The following is a 16,626-nucleotide window of genomic DNA, read 5'->3' as shown; positions in this document are numbered from 1 at the left end:
AATATGGTTCTGCATGGATGGGGCAGAAGGGAGAAAAGCGCCTGCGGGGTTGGGGCAGGAGGATATCGCGATGCGATTCGTCGGCTTCCTCGAATAGAAGCATAGCCTAAAAAACGGTTTATTCCAGGTTTTGTTGAGGAGACAAAGCATGTCCGACACCACGGAAAACGTCTGGTCCCCGACCCTGCGCTGGTTGCACTTTGGCCTGGCGCTTGCGGTAACCCTGCAACTGTTTCTCAGCCTGGTCATGGAGGAGCCGGGCGAGGCCGAAGGTCTGGAAACCTGGGCCTTCATGGCCCACGAGCTGTTCGGCCTGACCGCCTTCGCCCTGGCGCTGCTGCATTGGGGCTGGATGCTGGGCGGTCACGACGGTGGCTGGCGTCACCTGTTTCCCTGGGATCGGCAGGGGTGGCGGGCGGTTTGGCGGGATCTTTCCGGCCTGCTGCGAGGGTGTCTGCCCGAAGGCGGACCGCACCCCGGCCTGCCGGGACTGGTGGAAGGTTTGGGCCTGGTACTGGTGACCTTGCAGGGGGCCAGCGGCTTTGCCATCTTTCTGCTGTTGCCTCCGGAGGGGGGGCTGCCGGAGCGCTTCGAGTTCCTGAGCGAGTTGCATGAGGTGTTCGGAAGCGGGGTGTGGCTGTACTGGTTCGGCCACGTGGGCATGGCGCTGCTGCACCGGCTCCGGGGCGATGCGGTGGTGGCGCGGATTTCGCCTTTCAAGTCCCGCTAGGTGCTGGTGGTGGTAGATGAAGGGGGTAGTCCATCCGGGGGATGCCGTAGATACATCCCTGTAGGCTTGACGGCGGCCGTCCAGGCCGCCGACACCCCCGGATGGACCACCCCCTTCATCGTGTCCGGGTAGGCGTTCCGATTTGGCGGTGGCGCGCCAGCGCCCAGCGGACGTGCTCGCGCACCAGCGGGGAGGGATGGTCCAGGCGGGCTTCGAGGGCGGCGACGATTTCCGGGCTCGTGGGCGCGTTTCCCAGGGCGACGGCGAGGTTGCGGAGCCAGCGTTCGTGGCCCAGGCGGCGGATGGCCGAGCCTTCGGCCTTGTGCAGGAACGTGGTTTCGTCCCAGGCGAACAGTTCGGTCAGGGTGGCCTGGTCGAGGCGGTGGCGGGGGAGGAAATTAGCCTCCGCCGTCAGGCGGGCGCGGCGGTTCCAGGGGCAGGCCAGCTGGCAGTCGTCGCAGCCGTAGATGCGGTTGCCGATCAGGGGGCGCAGTGCCTCCGGGATCGGTCCGTGCAGCTCGATGGTGAGATAGGAGATGCAGCGGCGGGCGTCGAGCCGGTAGGGGGCGACGATGGCGCCGGTGGGGCAGATGTCGATACAGGCGCGGCAGCTGCCGCAGTGGCTTTTCTCCTGCGGCGGGTCGACCGGCAGGGGCAGGTCGGTGTAAATTTCCCCCAGGAAGAACCAGGACCCCTGCTTGAAGGCGATCAGGTTGGTGTGCTTGCCCTGCCAGCCGAGGCCGGCCTTCTGCGCCAGGGGTTTTTCCAGCACCGGGGCACTGTCGCAGAAGACCCGGTAACCGAAGGGGCCGACCGCCCGTTCGATGCGCCGGGCCAGTTGTTGCAGGCGCTTGCGGATCAGCTTGTGGTAGTCGCGCCCCAGGGCGTAGCGGGCAAGATAAGCCCGCTGGGGGTCTTCCAGGTTGCGCCACAGCGCCGGCTGGGGCTGGGGCAGGTAGTCCATGCGGGCGCAGATTACCCGTACCGTGTCCGCCACCAGTTCCGCCGGGCGGGTGCGCTTGCTGCCGTGGCGGGCCATGTACTCCATCTCCCCGTGGAAGCCGGCAGCCAGCCAGGCGTTGAAGTCGGCCTCCGCTGCGCTCAGGTCGGTGTCGGTGATGCCGACGGCTTGAAACCCCAGTTCCCGGCCCCAGGTTTTGATGTCCCCGGTCAGTCGTTTCAGGTCGATGTCACAAGGCATTTGGTCAACGGGCGGATTTGCCGGACAATGGTGGCGGGAAGGAAAACAGGGAGCAGGCGAATGACGATCGTGACCCAGGATTTACCGGAAGCATTGTATCGGGCCGCGCAGGTCCGCGCCATGGATCGGTATGCCATCGATACGCTGGGCATTCCCGGCTGGGTGCTGATGCAGCGGGCCGGCGCTGCGGCTTTCCAAGTGTTGTGCCAGCATTGGCCCGAGGCGCGGCGTATCGCCGTACTGTGCGGCGGCGGCAACAACGGCGGTGACGGCTACGTGGTCGCCCGCCAGGCTCTCGACCACGGTATCGAGGCGACCGTGTTCGCCCTGAGCCCGCCGGACGGCCTCCAAGGCGACGCCCGGCGGGCGTTCGAAGCCTACAGGGAGGCGGGCGGCCGGGTGGAGGCCGGTCTGCCGGCGGAGCGGGAGGATTTCGACGTGGCGGTCGACGCTCTGCTCGGCACCGGCCTCGACCGCGAGGTGGGCGGTCGTTATGCCGACGCCATCGGGTGGTTGCAGGCGTTCGCAGGCGGCGTGCTGGCGGTGGACGTTCCCTCCGGTCTCAATGCCGATAGCGGTGCGGTGATGGGTTGTGCGGTGCGGGCCGATGCCACCGTCACCTTCATCGGCCTCAAGTGCGGCCTGTTCACCGGCGAGGGACCGGCCTGCAGCGGTGCGGTGTGGTATGCTGATCTGGCGGTGCCGCAAGCGGTGCTGGAATCCCAGCCGCCGACAGCGCAACTGTGGCGGCGATACCGCAATCTGCTGCCGCCGCGCCGGGCCACGGCCCACAAGGGCCATTTCGGCCATGTGCTGGTAGTGGGCGGCGATGCCGGTTTCACCGGTGCGGTGCGGATGGCGGCCGAGGCCGCCGCCCGAGTCGGCGCCGGGCTGGTGACCGTAGCGACTCGGGCCTCCCATGCCGCCTATCTCAATGTCAACCGTCCAGAGATCATGTGCCACGGGGTGGAAACCCCCACCGAGTTGCAGACCCTGTTGGGCCGGGCCACGGTGGTGGCCGTCGGGCCGGGGCTGGGGCAGTCGGGCTGGGCCCGCAGCCTGCTGCAGGCGTGCTGCGACAGCGGGCTGCCGATGATTGCCGATGCCGATGCCCTCAACCTGCTGGCGCAGAATCCCAAGCTGCGGGAGAACTGGATTCTCACCCCCCATCCCGGCGAGGCCGCCCGTCTGCTGGGGACGACCGCGGCGGAGATTCAGCAGGACCGTTTCGCCGCCCTGGCGGCGATCACGGCGAAATACGGCGGGATCTGTGTGCTCAAGGGGGCCGGCACGTTGGTGGGGGGCGACGGCCAGCTTGCCGGCGTCTGCGCCCTGGGCAATCCCGGCATGGCCTCCGGCGGCATGGGGGACGTCCTCACCGGAACCCTGGCCGGGCTGGTGGCGCAAAAGCTGCCGCTGCTCCAGGCGGCACGGATGGGCGTCTGCCTGCACGCGGCGGCGGCCGATGCCGCCGCTGAGGAAGGACAGCGGGGTATGCTGGCGGGAGATCTGATGCCGTGGCTGCGTCGCCTGGTCAACGCCTGAGCGCCTTTCTGCCCGATCCACAGGCGACCGCCCGCTTCGGGGAACGACTGGCCCGCTGTCTCGAGGCCGGCGCGGTGGCCTATCTGGAGGGGCCGCTGGGGGCGGGCAAGACCACCCTGGTGCGGGCATTGCTTTCAGCCCGCGGCTATCGGGGGCGGGTCAAGAGCCCGACTTACACCCTGGTGGAAACCTACCCCGGAGTGGTTCATTTCGATCTCTACCGCCTGGCCGATCCGGAGGAGCTGGAGTGGCTGGGGGTGCGCGACTATCTGGACGGGGAGACGATCGTACTGGCCGAGTGGGCGGAAAAAGGCCGGGGGGTGCTGCCGCCGCCGGATCTGGTGGTGCGCTTGACGCCCGAAGGGGAGGGACGGCGGGTGACGGTGACGGCGGCAGGGCCGAGGGGGGAGCCCATCCTCCGGTGTCTGGCTCAAATCTGATAAAATCACTCAGATTTTAATCGTCAGTTTCGGAGGTTTTCCCCATGGACGTCAAAGAGCGGATCGAAGCCCAACTCAAGTCCCATCCCGTCATCCTTTACATGAAAGGCACCCCCGACTTTCCCCAGTGCGGCTTTTCCGGCCGGGCGGTGGAGATCCTCAACGCCTGCGGCGTACCCTACGCCTACGTCAACATCCTCGAGGATCCGGAGCTGCGCGAGGCCCTGAAGGAATATTCCAACTGGCCCACCTACCCGCAGCTATACGTCAGGGGCCAGCTGGTGGGTGGCTGCGACATCATGATGCAGCTGTACGAGAGCGGCGAGCTGAAGAAAATGCTGGAAGATGCCGGCGCTGCCGAAACCGAGTGACGCTGGTTCAAGGCGCCAGCAGCGGGGCCACGATCGCCGCGAAGGCTTCTTCGTCGAACACGCCTACCCGGCTGAAGACGAGGCGGCCGTCGCGGCCGATCACCACCGTGTAAGGCAGCACCCCGGCCCGGTCGCCCCATTGGCGCAGCAATGCCGTCGCCCGCTCCGCCGGGCTGTGCAGGATGGGGTAGGGTATTTTCAGGGTGCGGGCCACGTTGGCCAGTTTCCTGGGTTCGTCGAGGCCGACGCCGATCACCTGCAGCCCCCTGGAACCGTAACGGCGCTGGAATTCGGCCAGGTGGGGCAGCTCGGTCAGGCACGGTCCGCACCAGCTGGCCCAGAAGTTGAGCAGGATGAGTTTGCCGTGCCAGTCGTAGAGGTTGTGGCGCCGCCCCTGAAGGTCGGGCAGGACCAGCGGCGGTAGATCCCAGGCGTTGGAAGCCGCCGGCGCTCCTGGGCCGAAGACCAGGAGCGCCGACAGCAGGATCAGACTAGGGCGCCAAGCCCGCATAGTAGGCGGCCAGCCGCTCGATTTCCGCGTCGGTGAGCTGCTGCGCGATCAGGCGCATGCGGCTGTAGATGTCGTTGTGGCGAGAGCCGTTCTTGTAAGCCTTGAGGGTCTGTTCCAGGTAAGCCTGGGACTGGCCGGAGATGCGTGGGGTGTCGATTCTTTCCCCCTGGCCGTGTTCGCCGTGGCAGACCCGGCAGGGGGGAATGATGCGCTTGCTGTCGCCGTGGTTGATCAAGGCCATGACAGCGGTGAAATCCCCCCCCTTGCCGGCCGGTTCGGCAGGTTTCTGGCGGCTGTAGAACGCCGCCAGATCGGCCATGTCCTGTTCCGACAGACCGGCGGCGAAAGCTTGCATCATCGGGTTTTCCCGACTGCCGTCCTTGTAATCGTGCAGCTGCCGGTACAGGTAGGTCGCTAGCTGACCGGCCAGGTTGGGGAAGATCGGATTGGCGCTGATGCCTTTGTCCCCGTGACAGCTGGCGCAACGTTGCGACAGTTCCTGGCCGCGTTCGGGGTTGCCGCTCTCGACGATTTCCAGGGTTTCTTCGGTCCAGGCGATTTGGGTCGAGGGGCCGGCCTGGAGAGCGGTGGCCAGCAGCAGGGTGCCCACTCCAACGATCCATCGGTTCATGTCAGTACCCCCACGGCAGCGATTCGAAAGTTTTCAGGAAGAAGAACTGGGCGATGGGCCAGCCGAAGCTGAGCAGCATCAGTCCCAGGATCGCCAGATTCCAGGTCTTGAGACTCTCCGCCCAGGCGGGCAGGGATTCTGGCGGATGGATCGGTTCGGCGTAAGCGATTTCGGGCACGGTTTCGATTTCCGTGTTTCTCCAGGTCTTCCACAGGATGACGCCGAAGAGCACGGCCGAGCCCAAAAGCACTGCCCCGCCCATGATCATGAACAGCTCGTAGGGCTGCCAGGCCAGGGTCAACAGGCTGTTGTAGGTGACGCCGGAGATGCGCCGGGGCTGCCCCAGCAGTCCCAGGACGTGCCAGGGGGTGCTGAGCAGGGTCATCCCCACGAACCAGGTCCACAGCTGGATCAGCGCCAGGGTGTTGGAAACCAGCTTCTTGCCGGTGATCTTGGGCCACAGGTGATAGGCGATGGCGAAGTACAGGATCACCGTGGTACCGGCGAAGATCAGATGGAAATGGCCGGGCACCCAGGCGGTGTTGTGGATCATGGCGTTGAGGGCGTAACTGGCGTTGACGATGCCGCCGAAGCCGCCGAGGATCAGCATCAGCAGGGCCAGGATCGCCGCCAGCACCACCGGGTTGCGCCAGGGCAGGGTGCCGATCCAGCCGAACAGGCCCCGGCCGCCGCCCAAGCGCCCGGCGATTTCCAGCGACGCCAACACGGTGAAGCCGGTCACCAGGGTCGGTACCGTCACCAGGAAGGTACCGATGCCATGCCACAACTTCCAGCCGGCCCCCTGCTCCGGGTCCATGTAGAGGTGATGAAAGCCGATGGGCAAGCTGAAGACCAGCAGTCCCAGAAAGGCGAATTTGGCCATTTCCTCGCTGAACAGATAGCCGCCGGCTTCCTTGGGGACGAAGCAGTACAAGGCGATGTAGGCTGGAATCAGCCAGAAATAGACGATGGGATGCAGGGTCCAGGCGAATAAGGTGCGCGCCAGGCCGGGATCGAGGGTGTCGTTCCAGCCCAGAGCCCAGGGGATCAGCTGGAACACCACCTCCATCGCCACCCCGGCGCTGGTCCAGAGCCACAGTAGGGCGTTGGCGACGGTGGCGTACATGGCCAATGGCATCCCTTTGCCGGGATTCTCCCGGCGCCATTGCGCTGCCATCACCACCATGATGGCGCACCAGAACCAGGAACCCACCACCAGCAGGGCGGCGCCGATATAGAACAGGGCGCTGGCCTGGATCGGCGGATAGAAAGTATAGAGCACTGAAGCCTTGCCAGCCAGCAGCGGGATCGCCGCCAGAACCGTGCCGATCAAGGTGATGAAAAAGCCGCTCCAGGCAAGGCCCGGCTGCCATAGCGGCCGTTTCAGGCTGGAGGTGGCGGTCAGATAGCCGAAGCCCATGATGAAGAAGGTGGTCAGGACGTAGGCCATCAACACCCCGTGGGTGCTGACCGAAGCGAAATAGGCTGGAGGCGATTCCAGGAAATCGAACAGGCCGCTGCGCTCCACCACCTGATAGAAGCCCAGAAAACAGGCCACCAGGAAGGCGGCGAAGGCAACCACCCAGTTCCACAGGGCCAGGTTACGGCTTTGGGTATCGATCATGATTCACCTCCCTTGGAGTGCTGCTTTTCCCAGGTCTGCCTGGCCACCACGGTGACCTTGCTCCACATGTAGTCGTGCCCCAGGCCGCAGTATTCGTTGCAGAGCATCGGATAGTCTCCGGGTTTGGGGAAAGTGGTGGTCACCTCGGCCACATAGCCGGGCACCACCATGGTGCTCATGTTGGTCATGGGCATGTGAACCCCGTGGAGCACGTCGACGCTGGCCCAGCGGAAGGTGATGGGCGTGTCGGCCGGAATGGTGATGTGGCGGGGGAAGAAGCCGTAGCGGCCCGCCACCATGATGACTGTGATGCGACCGTCCGGCTGGATGTGGACGCCCAGGTTGTCCTCGGCGAATTCTTTACTCAGGTGCAGTCTGGCCGAATCGATGGTTTCGACGTTGCTGGGCGGTTTGATACCTACAGCGAGGGAGATGAAGATCGAGCCCAAAAACAGGGCGACCATCCCCAGGGCGATATAGAGCCATTTTTTCTCCAACGGATCGATATGCATGACTCACCTCACTGGACGAAGCCACGGGGGATGAAGACGCCGAAATACAAAAAGAGCCAGGCGACGGCCATGCCCGCCGCGACGATGAGCATGAGCGCCCAGGTGCCTTTGGGCGGGGATTCGAGAATCTCGCGTTTTTCTTCGTCGGATACCGGCATGGCATAACCTCCATCGTGATTGTGTTCGGGGTCGCTGTCCGATTATTATTGAATTCTAATTCTTGGGCAAGTCCGTTTTTCAATTCTAGCGGAATAGGTGAGGGGGGTGGTGTGATTTTGACGCAGGGCAAAATTCGAACCCTACCGATGCGCTATCATTAAAAGTTTTTGAAAATAAGGAGATGCCCATGCTTGGCGAACACCACGATCTGCTCCACGAGTTTCCGGAATTTCGCGACCAGATTCACGCGCTGAAGGTCTCGAACGGCCATTTCGCCCGTCTGTTCGACGAATACCACCAGCTCGATCGTCAGATCCGCCGTATCGAACAACAGGTGGAGATCGTACCGGACGAAGAGGCCGAGACCCTGAAGAAACGCCGCCTGCAGCTGAAGGACGAACTCTATCGCATGCTGCGTCAGGCGGCCGCCTGATGGCTTTATTCGAGGGCGCCGCAATGCTAAAGTAAGCGATTCCGAGCAACACACTAGGGAATTCCTGAACGTGAAGAACAATCCATCAGAAGGAGTCGCTCAATGAAACACGAACTACCCCCGTTGCCGTACCCGATGGACGCCCTGGAGCCGTACATCTCCAAGGAGACTCTGGAATATCACTATGGCAAGCACCACAAGGCCTATGTGGACAACCTCAACAACCTGATCCAGGGCACCGAGTTCGAGAACATGAGTCTGGAGGAGATCATCCTTAAGGCGTCCGGGCCGATCTTCAACAACGCCGCCCAGGTCTGGAATCACACCTTCTATTGGAACAGCCTGGCGCCCAATGCCGGCGGGGCGCCAAATGGGGCGATCGCCGACGCCATCGATCGCGATTTCGGTTCCTTCGACGCCTTCAAGGAAGCCTTCTCCAAGGCGGCGGTGACCCTGTTCGGTTCCGGCTGGGCCTGGCTGGTACTGAGCGGCGACAAGCTGGAAATCGTCCAGACCCAGAATGCCGGCAATCCCATGACCGACAACAAAAAGCCGATCCTGACCTGCGACGTCTGGGAACATGCCTACTACATCGACTATCGCAACGCCCGTCCCAAATACGTCGAAAACTTCTGGAACCTGGTGAACTGGTCGTTCGCCAACCAGAACCTGGCCGGCTGAACGGTCTTCCGGAAACTGCTTCGAGAGCGCCCCCGTTTCGGGGGCGTTTTCAATTGCAAACGGGCCTGCTTGGTCTATGGTTAGGAGAGGCGCCGCTTGCCGGCGGCGAGAAGAGAACCGGTTAGGAGATTGGGAGATGAACGAGAAACGGTGGCGCGTCCTGGCGGGCGTGATTCTGATCTGTCTGGCAGCTCAAACCCAAGCCGGAGACAGTTACGGTGAGAAGGTGGGGCGCAAACTGGGGATCGGCCTGGCCAATATCGTCACCTCCTGGGTGGAGATCCCCAAATGCATCATCAATGATTACAACCGCACCAACTTTTTCTTCGGAATCACCGGCGGGACGGCGCAGGGTCTGGCCAATACCGCCGACCGTGTGCTTACCGGGGTGCTGGACGTCATCACCTTCCCGCTGCCCACCAAGCCGATCCCTCAGCCGCCGTTGGTGTGGCAGAACTTCGACAGCGACACGCACTACGGCGAGGCCTTCCGTCTGGATCTGGACTGAGGCGTTTTCATCGTCGGCTGGCTTCCAGTGCCGACGGTGGCACCAGCTGGCTTTCCAGTTCCAGCTCCTGGGCCAGGCGCCGCTGGGCGCGGCGGGCGTGGGATTTTTCCGGGTAGGGTCCGACGACCACCCGTCCCTCGAGGATGCGTGCCGGGTAGGGCGGTCCCTGATGGCGCAGGATCGCGGTGACGATGCGGGTTTCCGGAGGCGGGAGCGGTTCGAGAACCAGATACCAGCCGGGCCGGAGCGGCGGTGGCTGGTAGGCGTAGCGCCACCGGGTGGGGTGGGAAACCCGGGGCAGGGAGGCGAGATACTCGGCCCAGCGGGGGGCGTCGACCAGGACCGGCAGCGGAATACCGCGAGCCTCGGCCACGGCGCGGTCCACCCGTCGCCAGTCGATGGGCCGCCCGCTCTGTGTTTGCGCCTGGCGTAGCCGCCGCTCCAGATCCCGCCACAGGGCGTTCAGGGTGCGGGGATTCTGGGAGAGGGGACGGTGGATCTCCAGCAGCAGTTCCTTTCCGCGCCAGCCTAGCAGATAGGGTTGATCCACGATGGTCACCGGCGTCCCTTCGCCGACACCGGGAAACAGGCGGGCGATGTCCTCCGGATAGAGACGGATGCAGCCGTGACTGATGCGCAGGCCGACTCCGTAAGGCTTGTTGGTTCCGTGGATCAGATAACTGCGCCACCCCAGACGCAGGGCGTAGTCCCCCAGCGGGTTCGTCGGGCCGGGCGGTACGATTTTCGGCAACGGATCGCCCTCGCGGGCGTGTTCGCGGCGGATGGATTCGGGCACGACCCAGCGGGGATGGACGATCTTTTCCACGATCCGGGTGCGCCCCGTGGGGCTTTCCCAGCCGGCCCGGCCGATGCCCACCGGATAGCTTTCCACCGTCTGCGGCTCGCCCTCGGAAAAATGAAACAGCCGCATGGCGGCGAGGTTGACCACGATGCCCTTGCGGGGGGCGTCAGGCAGGAGGAAGGCCCGCGGCAGCAGGATGTCGCGGCCTGTTTCCGGGGCCCAGGGATCGATGCCGGGATTGGCATCCTGAATTGCCTGCAGGCCGATGTCGAAGTGGCGGGCGACGTCGGCCAGGGTATCGCCGGAGCGAAGGCGCAGGGTGGCCAGCCGGCCGATCGCATCCCCGTCGGGATGGTGGTGGATGCGGTCGATCGGGGCTTCCTGGCCGGCGTTCGGAAGCGACGGCGGAAACGACTGGCAGCCTGTCAGCAGGACCAGCAGGAACGTCAGCGTTTGTCGATGAGAAACAGCCATGGCGGTCTGCGGCGCCCTTGCGGAATCACGGTGCGCCAGGATAACAGATCGGCCGGCTGGCGATAGAGCCAGTCCCGGACCGCCTCGCATTCCTGGCGGCCGCCGGGATGGCCGGTGTAGGCGATGAGGCTGATGCGGCCGCCGGGGGCGAGCAGCGCCAGCGCCTTTTCCAACGCCGCGGTCGTGGTGGCGGCCGTCGTGATCAGACGCTTGTCGCCACGGGGCAAGTAGCCCAAGTTGAACATCACCGCCCGCAGACGCGGGCGCCAATCTTCCGGTACCGTCTGATCCATGTGCTCGTGTCCCAGGCAGTGCCAAGTCACCCTGGCTGTCAGCCCGGCCTGCCGGAGTCGCTCCCGGGCCTGCCGGAGGGCCCGGGGTTGAACGTCGAAGGCCAGCACCCGGCCGTTTTCGCCCACCCGACGGGCCAGAAACAGGGTGTCGTGACCGTTGCCGGCGGTGGCGTCGATGGCGGTATCCCCGGGGTGCAGGCGGGCGGCGATGGCGTGCTGGGCCAGATCAGTGAGGCAGACGTGCATGGTAGCGGCGCAGATCGATTTCGGGCGGCAAAGGGGCGTCATGGCACAGATGCTCGGCCAAAAGGCGGGTGACACGCGGCGCCAGCAGGCTGCCCTTGGAGCCCAGGCCGTTGCAGAGCGCCACCCGGGGATGCCGGGGGTGGCGGCCGACGATGGGGTGGTGGTCGAGGGTGTTGGGGCGGATGCCGGCGCGGACCTTCAGCACCTCGACTTCCGGGGGCGTCTCGAAACAGTCCTGCAGGCGTCCGAGCAGCGCGGCGGTTTCATCCGCCCGTACCGTTTCCGTCAGCGGCTGCCAGCGGTAGCTGGCCCCGATGCGCCACCGGCCTTCCTCCCGGGGCTGGAGCCAGATGCCGCGCTGGCAGGGGAAGGCGGGCAGCGGCGGGGTGGCCGTCACGGTGAGAATCTGCCCCCGGCTCGGTTGCCATGGCAGCCAGTCGAACCACGGGTTGTGAATCACCCGCCAGCCTTCGCAGAAGACGACCTGAGTGCCGGATTCGAGCATGCGGGGATCGAAGTGCTGTTGGTGGAGGATGCCCTGTTGCCGGAGCCAGCGTTGCAGGCAGTCGAGCAGCGTTTCGGTTTCCAGATGGGCGGTCCGGTGCAGCCAGATGCCGCCATGGGGGGCCTTGAGACCGTTGCCGACGGTTTCGATTTCCTCGCCGAGAAAGGGTGCGTAGGCGGGATCCTGCCGCCGGCGGCGGGCCTGTTCTCGTTCGGCCGGGTTCAGGTACAGGCGCAGGCGGGGGCGTTCGACCCAGAAGCGTCGGCCGAACTGTCGTTCCAGCGCCTGGTAACAGCAGTGGGCTTCGGCCAGATAGGTTTCGAAGGCTGGGGTTTTCACCCAGCGCCTGCCCGTCATCGGCGTCACCAGCCCGGCGGCGGTGCGGGAGGCGTTGTCGCCGCTGGCATCGACGATGCGCACCGCCATCCCCTGCCGCAAAAGATGCCAGGCCAGCAGGCTGCCGGCCAGTCCCTGGCCGACGATGAGGATTTCGTCGCGCATGGATGGATTTCCCAGTTCTTCAGGCGGCTATTTTAGGTACAATTGCAACGATTTGTTGTAAAAATACCCTATGCACATTCTCATCAGCAACGACGACGGCTACACCGCCGAGGGACTGGTTCGCCTGGCTCGGGCGTTGAGCGCCCATGCCCGGGTCACCGTGGTGGCCCCGGACCGCAACCGCAGCGGTGCCAGCAATTCCCTGACCCTGGACCGGCCGCTGCGGGTCGCCCGGATGGACAACGGCTTCTACCGGGTGGACGGCACTCCTACCGACTGCGTCCACCTGGCCATCACCGGCCTGTTGGACGACGAGCCGGACATGGTGTTCGCAGGCATCAACCACGGCGCCAATCTGGGTGACGACGTGCTCTATTCCGGCACCGTCGCCGCCGCCACCGAGGGGCGTTTTCTCGGCCTGCCGGCGATCGCCGTGTCCCTGACCGGGGAGGAACCCGGACACTTCGACACCGCCGTGGCGGTGTCGCTGCGCCTGTTCGAGCAGGTGCGCCGTCATCCGCTGCCGGCGGACACCATTCTCAACGTCAACGTCCCCGATCTGCCTTTGGCGCAGATCAAGGGTTTTCGGGCCACCCGGCTGGGCCAGCGCCACAAGGCCGAGCCGGTGATTCAGGATACCGATCCCCGCGGCCGTCCCATCTACTGGGTGGGGCCAGCCGGCCCGGAACAGGATGCCGGCCCTGGAACCGACTTTCACGCCATCCGCCAGGGATGTGTGTCGGTGACGCCGCTACAGATCGATCTGACCCGTTACGACGCCATCGACACCCTCGCCGCTTGGCTGCCGGAGGAAGACAAATGAGCGTTTGCAGAGACGGCATCGGCATGACTTCGCGCCGCACCCGCGAGCGCATGGTGGCACGCCTGCGCCAGCAGGGCATCCGTAGCCTGGAAGTGCTGGAGGCGATGCGGGCGGTGCCGCGCCATCTGTTCGTGGAGGAAGCGCTGGCGAGCCGGGCCTATGAGGACACCGCTCTGCCCATCGGTTTCGGTCAGACTATCTCCCAGCCTTATACGGTGGCGCGGATGTCGGAACTGGCGGTCGCCGGCCGGCGACCGCGCAAGGTGCTGGAGGTGGGGACCGGTTCCGGTTATCAGACCGCGGTCCTGGCGCATTTGGCGGACGTGGTCTACACCGTCGAGCGCATCGAAGCACTGCAGAAGCGGGCCCGTTTTCTGCTTTACGATCTCAAGATCTACAACGTCAAGTACGAACACAGCGACGGTGGCTGGGGCTGGGACAAGCACGCCCCCTACAACGCCATCGTCGTCACCGCTGCGGCCCGGGAGATTCCCGAGGCCCTGCTGCGTCAGCTGGCCCAGGGTGGGGTGATGATCATTCCCATCGAGCAGGCCGAAAGGCAGGTACTGACCCGGGTAGTGCACACGCCGTCGGGTTTCGAGCTGGAAGAAATCGAGGCGGTGAAGTTCGTTCCCCTGCTGAGCGGACTGGGCTGATGTTCGAGTCACTTTATTCAAAGGTATTGCGCTACGCCCGCCATCCTCATGCTCCCCGCTATCTGGCGGCGCTGAGTTTCGCCGAGTCGGCCTTCTTCCCCGTTCCGCCGGACGTGATGCTGATCCCTATGGCTCTGGCCAACCCTAAGGCCGCCTGGCGCCTGGCGCTGCTGACCACGCTGGCCTCGGTGCTGGGAGGGGTGCTGGGGTACGGCATCGGCTATTTCGCTATCGCCGCTGTCGAGCCGTGGCTGCAGCAGTGGGGCTATTGGGAGGCGTACCAGATCGCCCGGGATTGGTTCGGCCGCTGGGGATTCTGGGCGGTGCTGGTGGCCGGTTTCTCGCCTATTCCTTACAAGGTGTTCACCATCGCCGCCGGGGGCCTGGCGATGAATCCGCTCGGTTTCGTGTTCGCTTCCTTTCTGGGGCGCGGCGGACGTTTCTTTCTGGTCGCGGGGTTGATCGCCTGGGGCGGCGAGCGCCTGGAGCAGGCCATCTACCGCCACGTGCGAGTGATCGGCTGGGCTTCGGTGGCGTTGGTGGCCGTCGGTATCGCCCTGTATCTGCTGCTGCGTTGAGCCGGGGTCGGCCGTGCCGACCCCGATCGCTCAGTAGTATTTGGCGCGAATGTCGCGCACCCGCTGTTCCAGGGTGCGGGCAAGGCGGCTGATTTGTTTCAGCAGTTTGTCGTAGCGCGCCTTGAGGTGATCGTATTCCTGCTCCAGTTCGACCTCTTCGCCCAGCAGGGCGTTTTCCCGCTCGATGAGTTCGTCATACTGCTCCCGCAGCCGTTCCAGTTCCCGGAGATGCTCTTCCAGCTTGACCGCCATTTCATCCCGTTCCTCGAGAATGCGCTGGTATTCGCGTGGTGCAGTTTTCGGGTCGATCTCCCGGAGCAGGTGGTCGTGTTTCTTGATCTTGTGCCGCAGTGCGTTGATTTCGTGCTTTTCCTCACGAATGCGCCGGGCCAGGTCGAGGGACTCCAGCTCGATCTTGGTCAGGTAGGCGCGGACTTCGTCGAGCTTCTTTTCCAGCTGCACGAGGGAATCGTTGACCTCGTCCAGCGCTTTCTCCAGCGGACGGAGGTGTTCCTGAATCTTGTCCAGTGTGCTTTCTGCAGTCGCGACCATGCTTCTCTCCCTATTGTGTGATGGATGTCCCGTTTCTATTTGGGGGCCGGGGCCGCAAAAACCAAGCGGCCCCGCCCGTCATCACGCCACCAGGCGCTTGTACTTGATCCGATGGGGCCGGTCGGCGTCGTCACCGAGACGGCGTTTGCGGTCGGCTTCGTAGTCGGCGTAGTTGCCCTCGAACCACACCACCTGGCTGTCGCCCTCGAAGGCGAGGATGTGGGTGGCGATGCGGTCGAGGAACCAGCGGTCGTGGGAGATCACCATGGCGCAGCCGGGAAAGGCCAGCAGGGCTTCCTCCAGGGCGCGCAGGGTTTCCACGTCCAGGTCGTTGGTCGGTTCGTCCAGCAGCAGCAGGTTGCCGCCGCTTTTGAGTAGTTTGGCCAGATGGACGCGGTTGCGTTCGCCGCCGGAGAGTTCCTTGATCCGCTTCTGCTGGTCGCTGCCTTTGAAGTTGAAACGGCCCACATAGGCGCGCGAGGGAGTCTTGTAGTTGCCCACCTCGATGAGGTCCAGGCCGTCGGAAATCTCCTCCCACACGGTCTTTTCCGGGTCGAGGGCATCGCGGCTCTGGTCCACGTAGGCCAGCTGCACCGTCTCGCCGATGCGCAGCGTGCCTTCGTCAGGCTGTTCCTGGCCGACGATCAGGCGAAACAGGGTGGTCTTGCCGGCGCCGTTGGGGCCGATGACTCCGACGATGCCCCCTGGCGGCAGGTTGAAACTGAGCCCGTCGAACAGCAGGCGGTCGCCATAGGCCTTCCGCAAGCCCTCGGCCTCCACCACCAGATCGCCGAGACGCGGCCCCGGCGGAATGTAGATTTCCTGGGTCTCGTTGCGTTTCTGGAATTCCTGGGAGGCCAGTTCCTCGAAACGGGCAAGACGGGCCTTGGACTTGGCGTGGCGGCCCTTGGGATTGCTGCGCACCCATTCCAGCTCCTGCTTCATGGCCTTGATACGGGCGTTCTCGCGCTTCTCCTCCATTTCCAGGCGCTTTTCCTTCTGTTCCAGCCAGGAGGAATAGTTGCCCTCCCAGGGAATGCCGTGGCCGCGGTCCAGCTCCAGGATCCACCCGGCGACGTTGTCGAGGAAGTAGCGGTCGTGCGTGACCGCCACCACGGTGCCGGGAAATTCCGCCAGGAAGCGTTCCAGCCAGGCCACCGACTCGGCGTCCAGATGGTTGGTGGGCTCGTCGAGCAGAAGCATGTCGGGATTGGACAGCAGCAGCCGGCACAGGGCCACGCGACGTTTCTCGCCGCCTGACAAGGGGGCGATTTTGGCGTCCCAGTCGGGTAGGCGCAGAGCGTTGGCGGCCACCTCCAGCTTGCGTTCCAGATTCCAGGCATCCAGAGCGTCGATCTTGGTCTGCAGTTCCGCCTGTTCCGCCAGAAGTTTGTCGAAGTCGGCGTCCGGCTCGGCGAAGGCGTTGCTGACTTCCTCGAAGCGCTTGAGCAGGGCGACGGTGTCGGCCACCCCTTCCTCGACCACCTCGCGCACGGTCTTGTCGGGGTCGAGCTGGGGTTCCTGGGGCAGGTAGCCGATCCGGATGCCGGGCATGGGGCGGGCTTCGCCGTCGTATTCGGTGTCCACCCCGGCCATGATGCGCAACAGGGTGGATTTGCCGGCGCCGTTGAGGCCGAGGACGCCGATCTTGGCGCCGGGGAAGAAGGACAGGGAGATGTCCTTGAGGATGGTGCGGTTGGGCGGCACGGTCTTGCTCACCCGGTGCATGGTGTAGATGTACTGGGCCATGGGTTTTACACGCTTTGGTTGGCGGGAATGTGGGGGATTGTACCGGATTTTGCTGGCCGCACGCGCGCGGCCAGCTTAGAATGGTATGATTTTCTTAAGGC

Annotated in this window: 21 protein-coding genes; 10 read left to right on the top strand and 11 right to left on the bottom strand. The window is 64.6% G+C overall.

Annotation, left to right across the window (positions count from 1 at the left end; genetic code table 11):
- Window positions 1–148 precede the first annotated feature (148 nt).
- Window positions 149–730: a cytochrome b/b6 domain-containing protein gene (locus tag MIN45_RS10425; protein WP_286292031.1), complete on the top strand. Its 582-nt coding sequence runs from the start codon at window positions 149–151 to the stop codon at window positions 728–730.
- Window positions 731–845: 115 nt separating this feature from the next.
- On the opposite strand, the gene queG is transcribed toward MIN45_RS10425, so the two are convergent.
- Window positions 846–1,931 (bottom strand): tRNA epoxyqueuosine(34) reductase QueG, encoded by a 1,086-nt coding sequence (queG, locus tag MIN45_RS10420; protein WP_286292030.1) that lies wholly within the window; start codon window positions 1,929–1,931, stop codon window positions 846–848.
- Between the two features lie 60 nt (window positions 1,932–1,991).
- Here queG and MIN45_RS10415 point away from each other — a divergent pair, with 60 nt between their 5' ends.
- From MIN45_RS10415 to grxD, 3 genes are read left to right on the top strand one after another with little or no spacing between them, the layout of a single operon-like run.
- A complete protein-coding gene (locus tag MIN45_RS10415) occupies window positions 1,992–3,476 on the top strand; it encodes an NAD(P)H-hydrate dehydratase (protein ID WP_286292029.1) in 1,485 nt (494 codons plus the stop codon).
- Window positions 3,449–3,916, top strand: a complete 468-nt coding sequence (tsaE, locus tag MIN45_RS10410) for a tRNA (adenosine(37)-N6)-threonylcarbamoyltransferase complex ATPase subunit type 1 TsaE (protein WP_286292028.1) — start codon at window positions 3,449–3,451, stop codon at window positions 3,914–3,916. Before MIN45_RS10415 ends, tsaE begins: the two co-directional genes overlap by 28 nt.
- Before the next feature lie 44 nt (window positions 3,917–3,960).
- A complete protein-coding gene (gene grxD, locus MIN45_RS10405; protein ID WP_286292027.1) occupies window positions 3,961–4,287 on the top strand; it encodes a Grx4 family monothiol glutaredoxin in 327 nt (108 codons plus the stop codon).
- A gap of 7 nt (window positions 4,288–4,294) precedes the next feature.
- Here grxD and MIN45_RS10400 read toward each other — a convergent pair whose 3' ends face one another.
- From MIN45_RS10400 to MIN45_RS10380, 5 genes are read right to left on the bottom strand one after another with little or no spacing between them, the layout of a single operon-like run.
- Complete coding sequence (locus tag MIN45_RS10400) at window positions 4,295–4,798, bottom strand: TlpA family protein disulfide reductase (RefSeq protein ID WP_286292026.1); 504 nt, start codon at window positions 4,796–4,798, stop codon at window positions 4,295–4,297.
- A complete protein-coding gene (locus tag MIN45_RS10395) occupies window positions 4,779–5,429 on the bottom strand; it encodes a c-type cytochrome (protein ID WP_286292025.1) in 651 nt (216 codons plus the stop codon). The genes MIN45_RS10400 and MIN45_RS10395 overlap by 20 nt, the downstream gene beginning before the upstream one ends.
- Window position 5,430: 1 nt before the next feature.
- Window positions 5,431–7,053 carry a cbb3-type cytochrome c oxidase subunit I gene (locus MIN45_RS10390; protein ID WP_286292024.1) on the bottom strand — a complete coding sequence of 541 codons (1,623 nt, stop codon included), beginning with the start codon at window positions 7,051–7,053 and terminating at the stop codon, window positions 5,431–5,433.
- Window positions 7,050–7,565, bottom strand: a complete 516-nt coding sequence (locus tag MIN45_RS10385) for a cupredoxin domain-containing protein (protein ID WP_286292022.1) — start codon at window positions 7,563–7,565, stop codon at window positions 7,050–7,052. Before MIN45_RS10385 ends, MIN45_RS10390 begins: the two co-directional genes overlap by 4 nt.
- 8 nt (window positions 7,566–7,573) lie before the next feature.
- Window positions 7,574–7,723 (bottom strand): hypothetical protein, encoded by a 150-nt coding sequence (locus MIN45_RS10380; protein ID WP_286292020.1) that lies wholly within the window; start codon window positions 7,721–7,723, stop codon window positions 7,574–7,576.
- A gap of 188 nt (window positions 7,724–7,911) precedes the next feature.
- Here MIN45_RS10380 and MIN45_RS10375 point away from each other — a divergent pair, with 188 nt between their 5' ends.
- From MIN45_RS10375 to MIN45_RS10365, 3 genes are all read left to right on the top strand, one after another.
- Entirely contained in the window at window positions 7,912–8,157 is a 246-nt protein-coding gene (locus MIN45_RS10375) for an HP1242/YdcH family protein (protein ID WP_286292019.1), read from the top strand.
- 102 nt (window positions 8,158–8,259) lie between these two features.
- Window positions 8,260–8,838: a superoxide dismutase gene (locus tag MIN45_RS10370; protein ID WP_286292018.1), complete on the top strand. Its 579-nt coding sequence runs from the start codon at window positions 8,260–8,262 to the stop codon at window positions 8,836–8,838.
- Between the two features lie 136 nt (window positions 8,839–8,974).
- A complete protein-coding gene (locus MIN45_RS10365) occupies window positions 8,975–9,346 on the top strand; it encodes an exosortase system-associated protein, TIGR04073 family (protein WP_286292017.1) in 372 nt (123 codons plus the stop codon).
- Between the two features lie 7 nt (window positions 9,347–9,353).
- Here the strand turns inward: MIN45_RS10365 and MIN45_RS10360 are convergent, their stop codons facing one another.
- From MIN45_RS10360 to MIN45_RS10350, 3 genes are read right to left on the bottom strand one after another with little or no spacing between them, the layout of a single operon-like run.
- Window positions 9,354–10,622, bottom strand: a complete 1,269-nt coding sequence (locus MIN45_RS10360; RefSeq protein WP_286292015.1) for a L,D-transpeptidase family protein — start codon at window positions 10,620–10,622, stop codon at window positions 9,354–9,356.
- Entirely contained in the window at window positions 10,595–11,161 is a 567-nt protein-coding gene (gene mnmM, locus MIN45_RS10355) for a tRNA 5-(aminomethyl)-2-thiouridylate-methyltransferase MnmM (protein ID WP_286292014.1), read from the bottom strand. The genes MIN45_RS10360 and mnmM overlap by 28 nt, the downstream gene beginning before the upstream one ends.
- Window positions 11,142–12,167 (bottom strand): NAD(P)/FAD-dependent oxidoreductase, encoded by a 1,026-nt coding sequence (locus MIN45_RS10350; protein ID WP_286292013.1) that lies wholly within the window; start codon window positions 12,165–12,167, stop codon window positions 11,142–11,144. The genes mnmM and MIN45_RS10350 overlap by 20 nt, the downstream gene beginning before the upstream one ends.
- A gap of 70 nt (window positions 12,168–12,237) precedes the next feature.
- Between MIN45_RS10350 and surE the strand changes: the two genes are divergently transcribed.
- From surE to MIN45_RS10335, 3 genes are read left to right on the top strand one after another with little or no spacing between them, the layout of a single operon-like run.
- The gene (surE, locus tag MIN45_RS10345; protein WP_286292012.1) at window positions 12,238–12,990 is read left to right on the top strand and encodes a 5'/3'-nucleotidase SurE; all 753 of its coding nucleotides are present in this window, start codon (window positions 12,238–12,240) and stop codon (window positions 12,988–12,990) included.
- A complete protein-coding gene (locus MIN45_RS10340) occupies window positions 12,987–13,646 on the top strand; it encodes a protein-L-isoaspartate(D-aspartate) O-methyltransferase (protein ID WP_286292011.1) in 660 nt (219 codons plus the stop codon). The genes surE and MIN45_RS10340 overlap by 4 nt, the downstream gene beginning before the upstream one ends.
- Complete coding sequence (locus MIN45_RS10335; RefSeq protein WP_286292009.1) at window positions 13,646–14,224, top strand: YqaA family protein; 579 nt, start codon at window positions 13,646–13,648, stop codon at window positions 14,222–14,224. The genes MIN45_RS10340 and MIN45_RS10335 overlap by 1 nt, the downstream gene beginning before the upstream one ends.
- Before the next feature lie 30 nt (window positions 14,225–14,254).
- On the opposite strand, the gene MIN45_RS10330 is transcribed toward MIN45_RS10335, so the two are convergent.
- Window positions 14,255–14,776, bottom strand: a complete 522-nt coding sequence (locus tag MIN45_RS10330; protein ID WP_286292008.1) for a coiled-coil domain-containing protein — start codon at window positions 14,774–14,776, stop codon at window positions 14,255–14,257.
- Between the two features lie 81 nt (window positions 14,777–14,857).
- A complete protein-coding gene (gene ettA / locus MIN45_RS10325; protein ID WP_286292007.1) occupies window positions 14,858–16,525 on the bottom strand; it encodes an energy-dependent translational throttle protein EttA in 1,668 nt (555 codons plus the stop codon).
- Window positions 16,526–16,626: the final 101 nt, after the last annotated feature.

The sequence above is a fragment of the Methylomarinovum tepidoasis genome, assembly GCF_030294985.1.
In the GTDB taxonomy this organism is placed as follows: Bacteria; Pseudomonadota; Gammaproteobacteria; order Methylococcales; family Methylothermaceae; genus Methylohalobius; species Methylohalobius tepidoasis.
This window is presented reverse-complemented; position numbering and strand designations above follow the sequence as displayed.

Coding starts and splice junctions, on each gene's coding strand:
- MIN45_RS10425 (WP_286292031.1), top strand. CDS start 149: ATGTCCGACACCACGGAAAACGTCTGGTCCCCGACCCTGCGCTGGTTG.
- queG (WP_286292030.1), bottom strand. CDS start 1,931: ATGCCTTGTGACATCGACCTGAAACGACTGACCGGGGACATCAAAACC.
- MIN45_RS10415 (WP_286292029.1), top strand. CDS start 1,992: ATGACGATCGTGACCCAGGATTTACCGGAAGCATTGTATCGGGCCGCG.
- grxD (WP_286292027.1), top strand. CDS start 3,961: ATGGACGTCAAAGAGCGGATCGAAGCCCAACTCAAGTCCCATCCCGTC.
- MIN45_RS10400 (WP_286292026.1), bottom strand. CDS start 4,798: ATGCGGGCTTGGCGCCCTAGTCTGATCCTGCTGTCGGCGCTCCTGGTC.
- MIN45_RS10395 (WP_286292025.1), bottom strand. CDS start 5,429: ATGAACCGATGGATCGTTGGAGTGGGCACCCTGCTGCTGGCCACCGCT.
- MIN45_RS10390 (WP_286292024.1), bottom strand. CDS start 7,053: ATGATCGATACCCAAAGCCGTAACCTGGCCCTGTGGAACTGGGTGGTT.
- MIN45_RS10385 (WP_286292022.1), bottom strand. CDS start 7,565: ATGCATATCGATCCGTTGGAGAAAAAATGGCTCTATATCGCCCTGGGG.
- MIN45_RS10380 (WP_286292020.1), bottom strand. CDS start 7,723: ATGCCGGTATCCGACGAAGAAAAACGCGAGATTCTCGAATCCCCGCCC.
- MIN45_RS10375 (WP_286292019.1), top strand. CDS start 7,912: ATGCTTGGCGAACACCACGATCTGCTCCACGAGTTTCCGGAATTTCGC.
- MIN45_RS10370 (WP_286292018.1), top strand. CDS start 8,260: ATGAAACACGAACTACCCCCGTTGCCGTACCCGATGGACGCCCTGGAG.
- MIN45_RS10365 (WP_286292017.1), top strand. CDS start 8,975: ATGAACGAGAAACGGTGGCGCGTCCTGGCGGGCGTGATTCTGATCTGT.
- MIN45_RS10360 (WP_286292015.1), bottom strand. CDS start 10,622: ATGGCTGTTTCTCATCGACAAACGCTGACGTTCCTGCTGGTCCTGCTG.
- mnmM (WP_286292014.1), bottom strand. CDS start 11,161: ATGCACGTCTGCCTCACTGATCTGGCCCAGCACGCCATCGCCGCCCGC.
- MIN45_RS10350 (WP_286292013.1), bottom strand. CDS start 12,167: ATGCGCGACGAAATCCTCATCGTCGGCCAGGGACTGGCCGGCAGCCTG.
- surE (WP_286292012.1), top strand. CDS start 12,238: ATGCACATTCTCATCAGCAACGACGACGGCTACACCGCCGAGGGACTG.
- MIN45_RS10340 (WP_286292011.1), top strand. CDS start 12,987: ATGAGCGTTTGCAGAGACGGCATCGGCATGACTTCGCGCCGCACCCGC.
- MIN45_RS10335 (WP_286292009.1), top strand. CDS start 13,646: ATGTTCGAGTCACTTTATTCAAAGGTATTGCGCTACGCCCGCCATCCT.
- MIN45_RS10330 (WP_286292008.1), bottom strand. CDS start 14,776: ATGGTCGCGACTGCAGAAAGCACACTGGACAAGATTCAGGAACACCTC.
- ettA (WP_286292007.1), bottom strand. CDS start 16,525: ATGGCCCAGTACATCTACACCATGCACCGGGTGAGCAAGACCGTGCCG.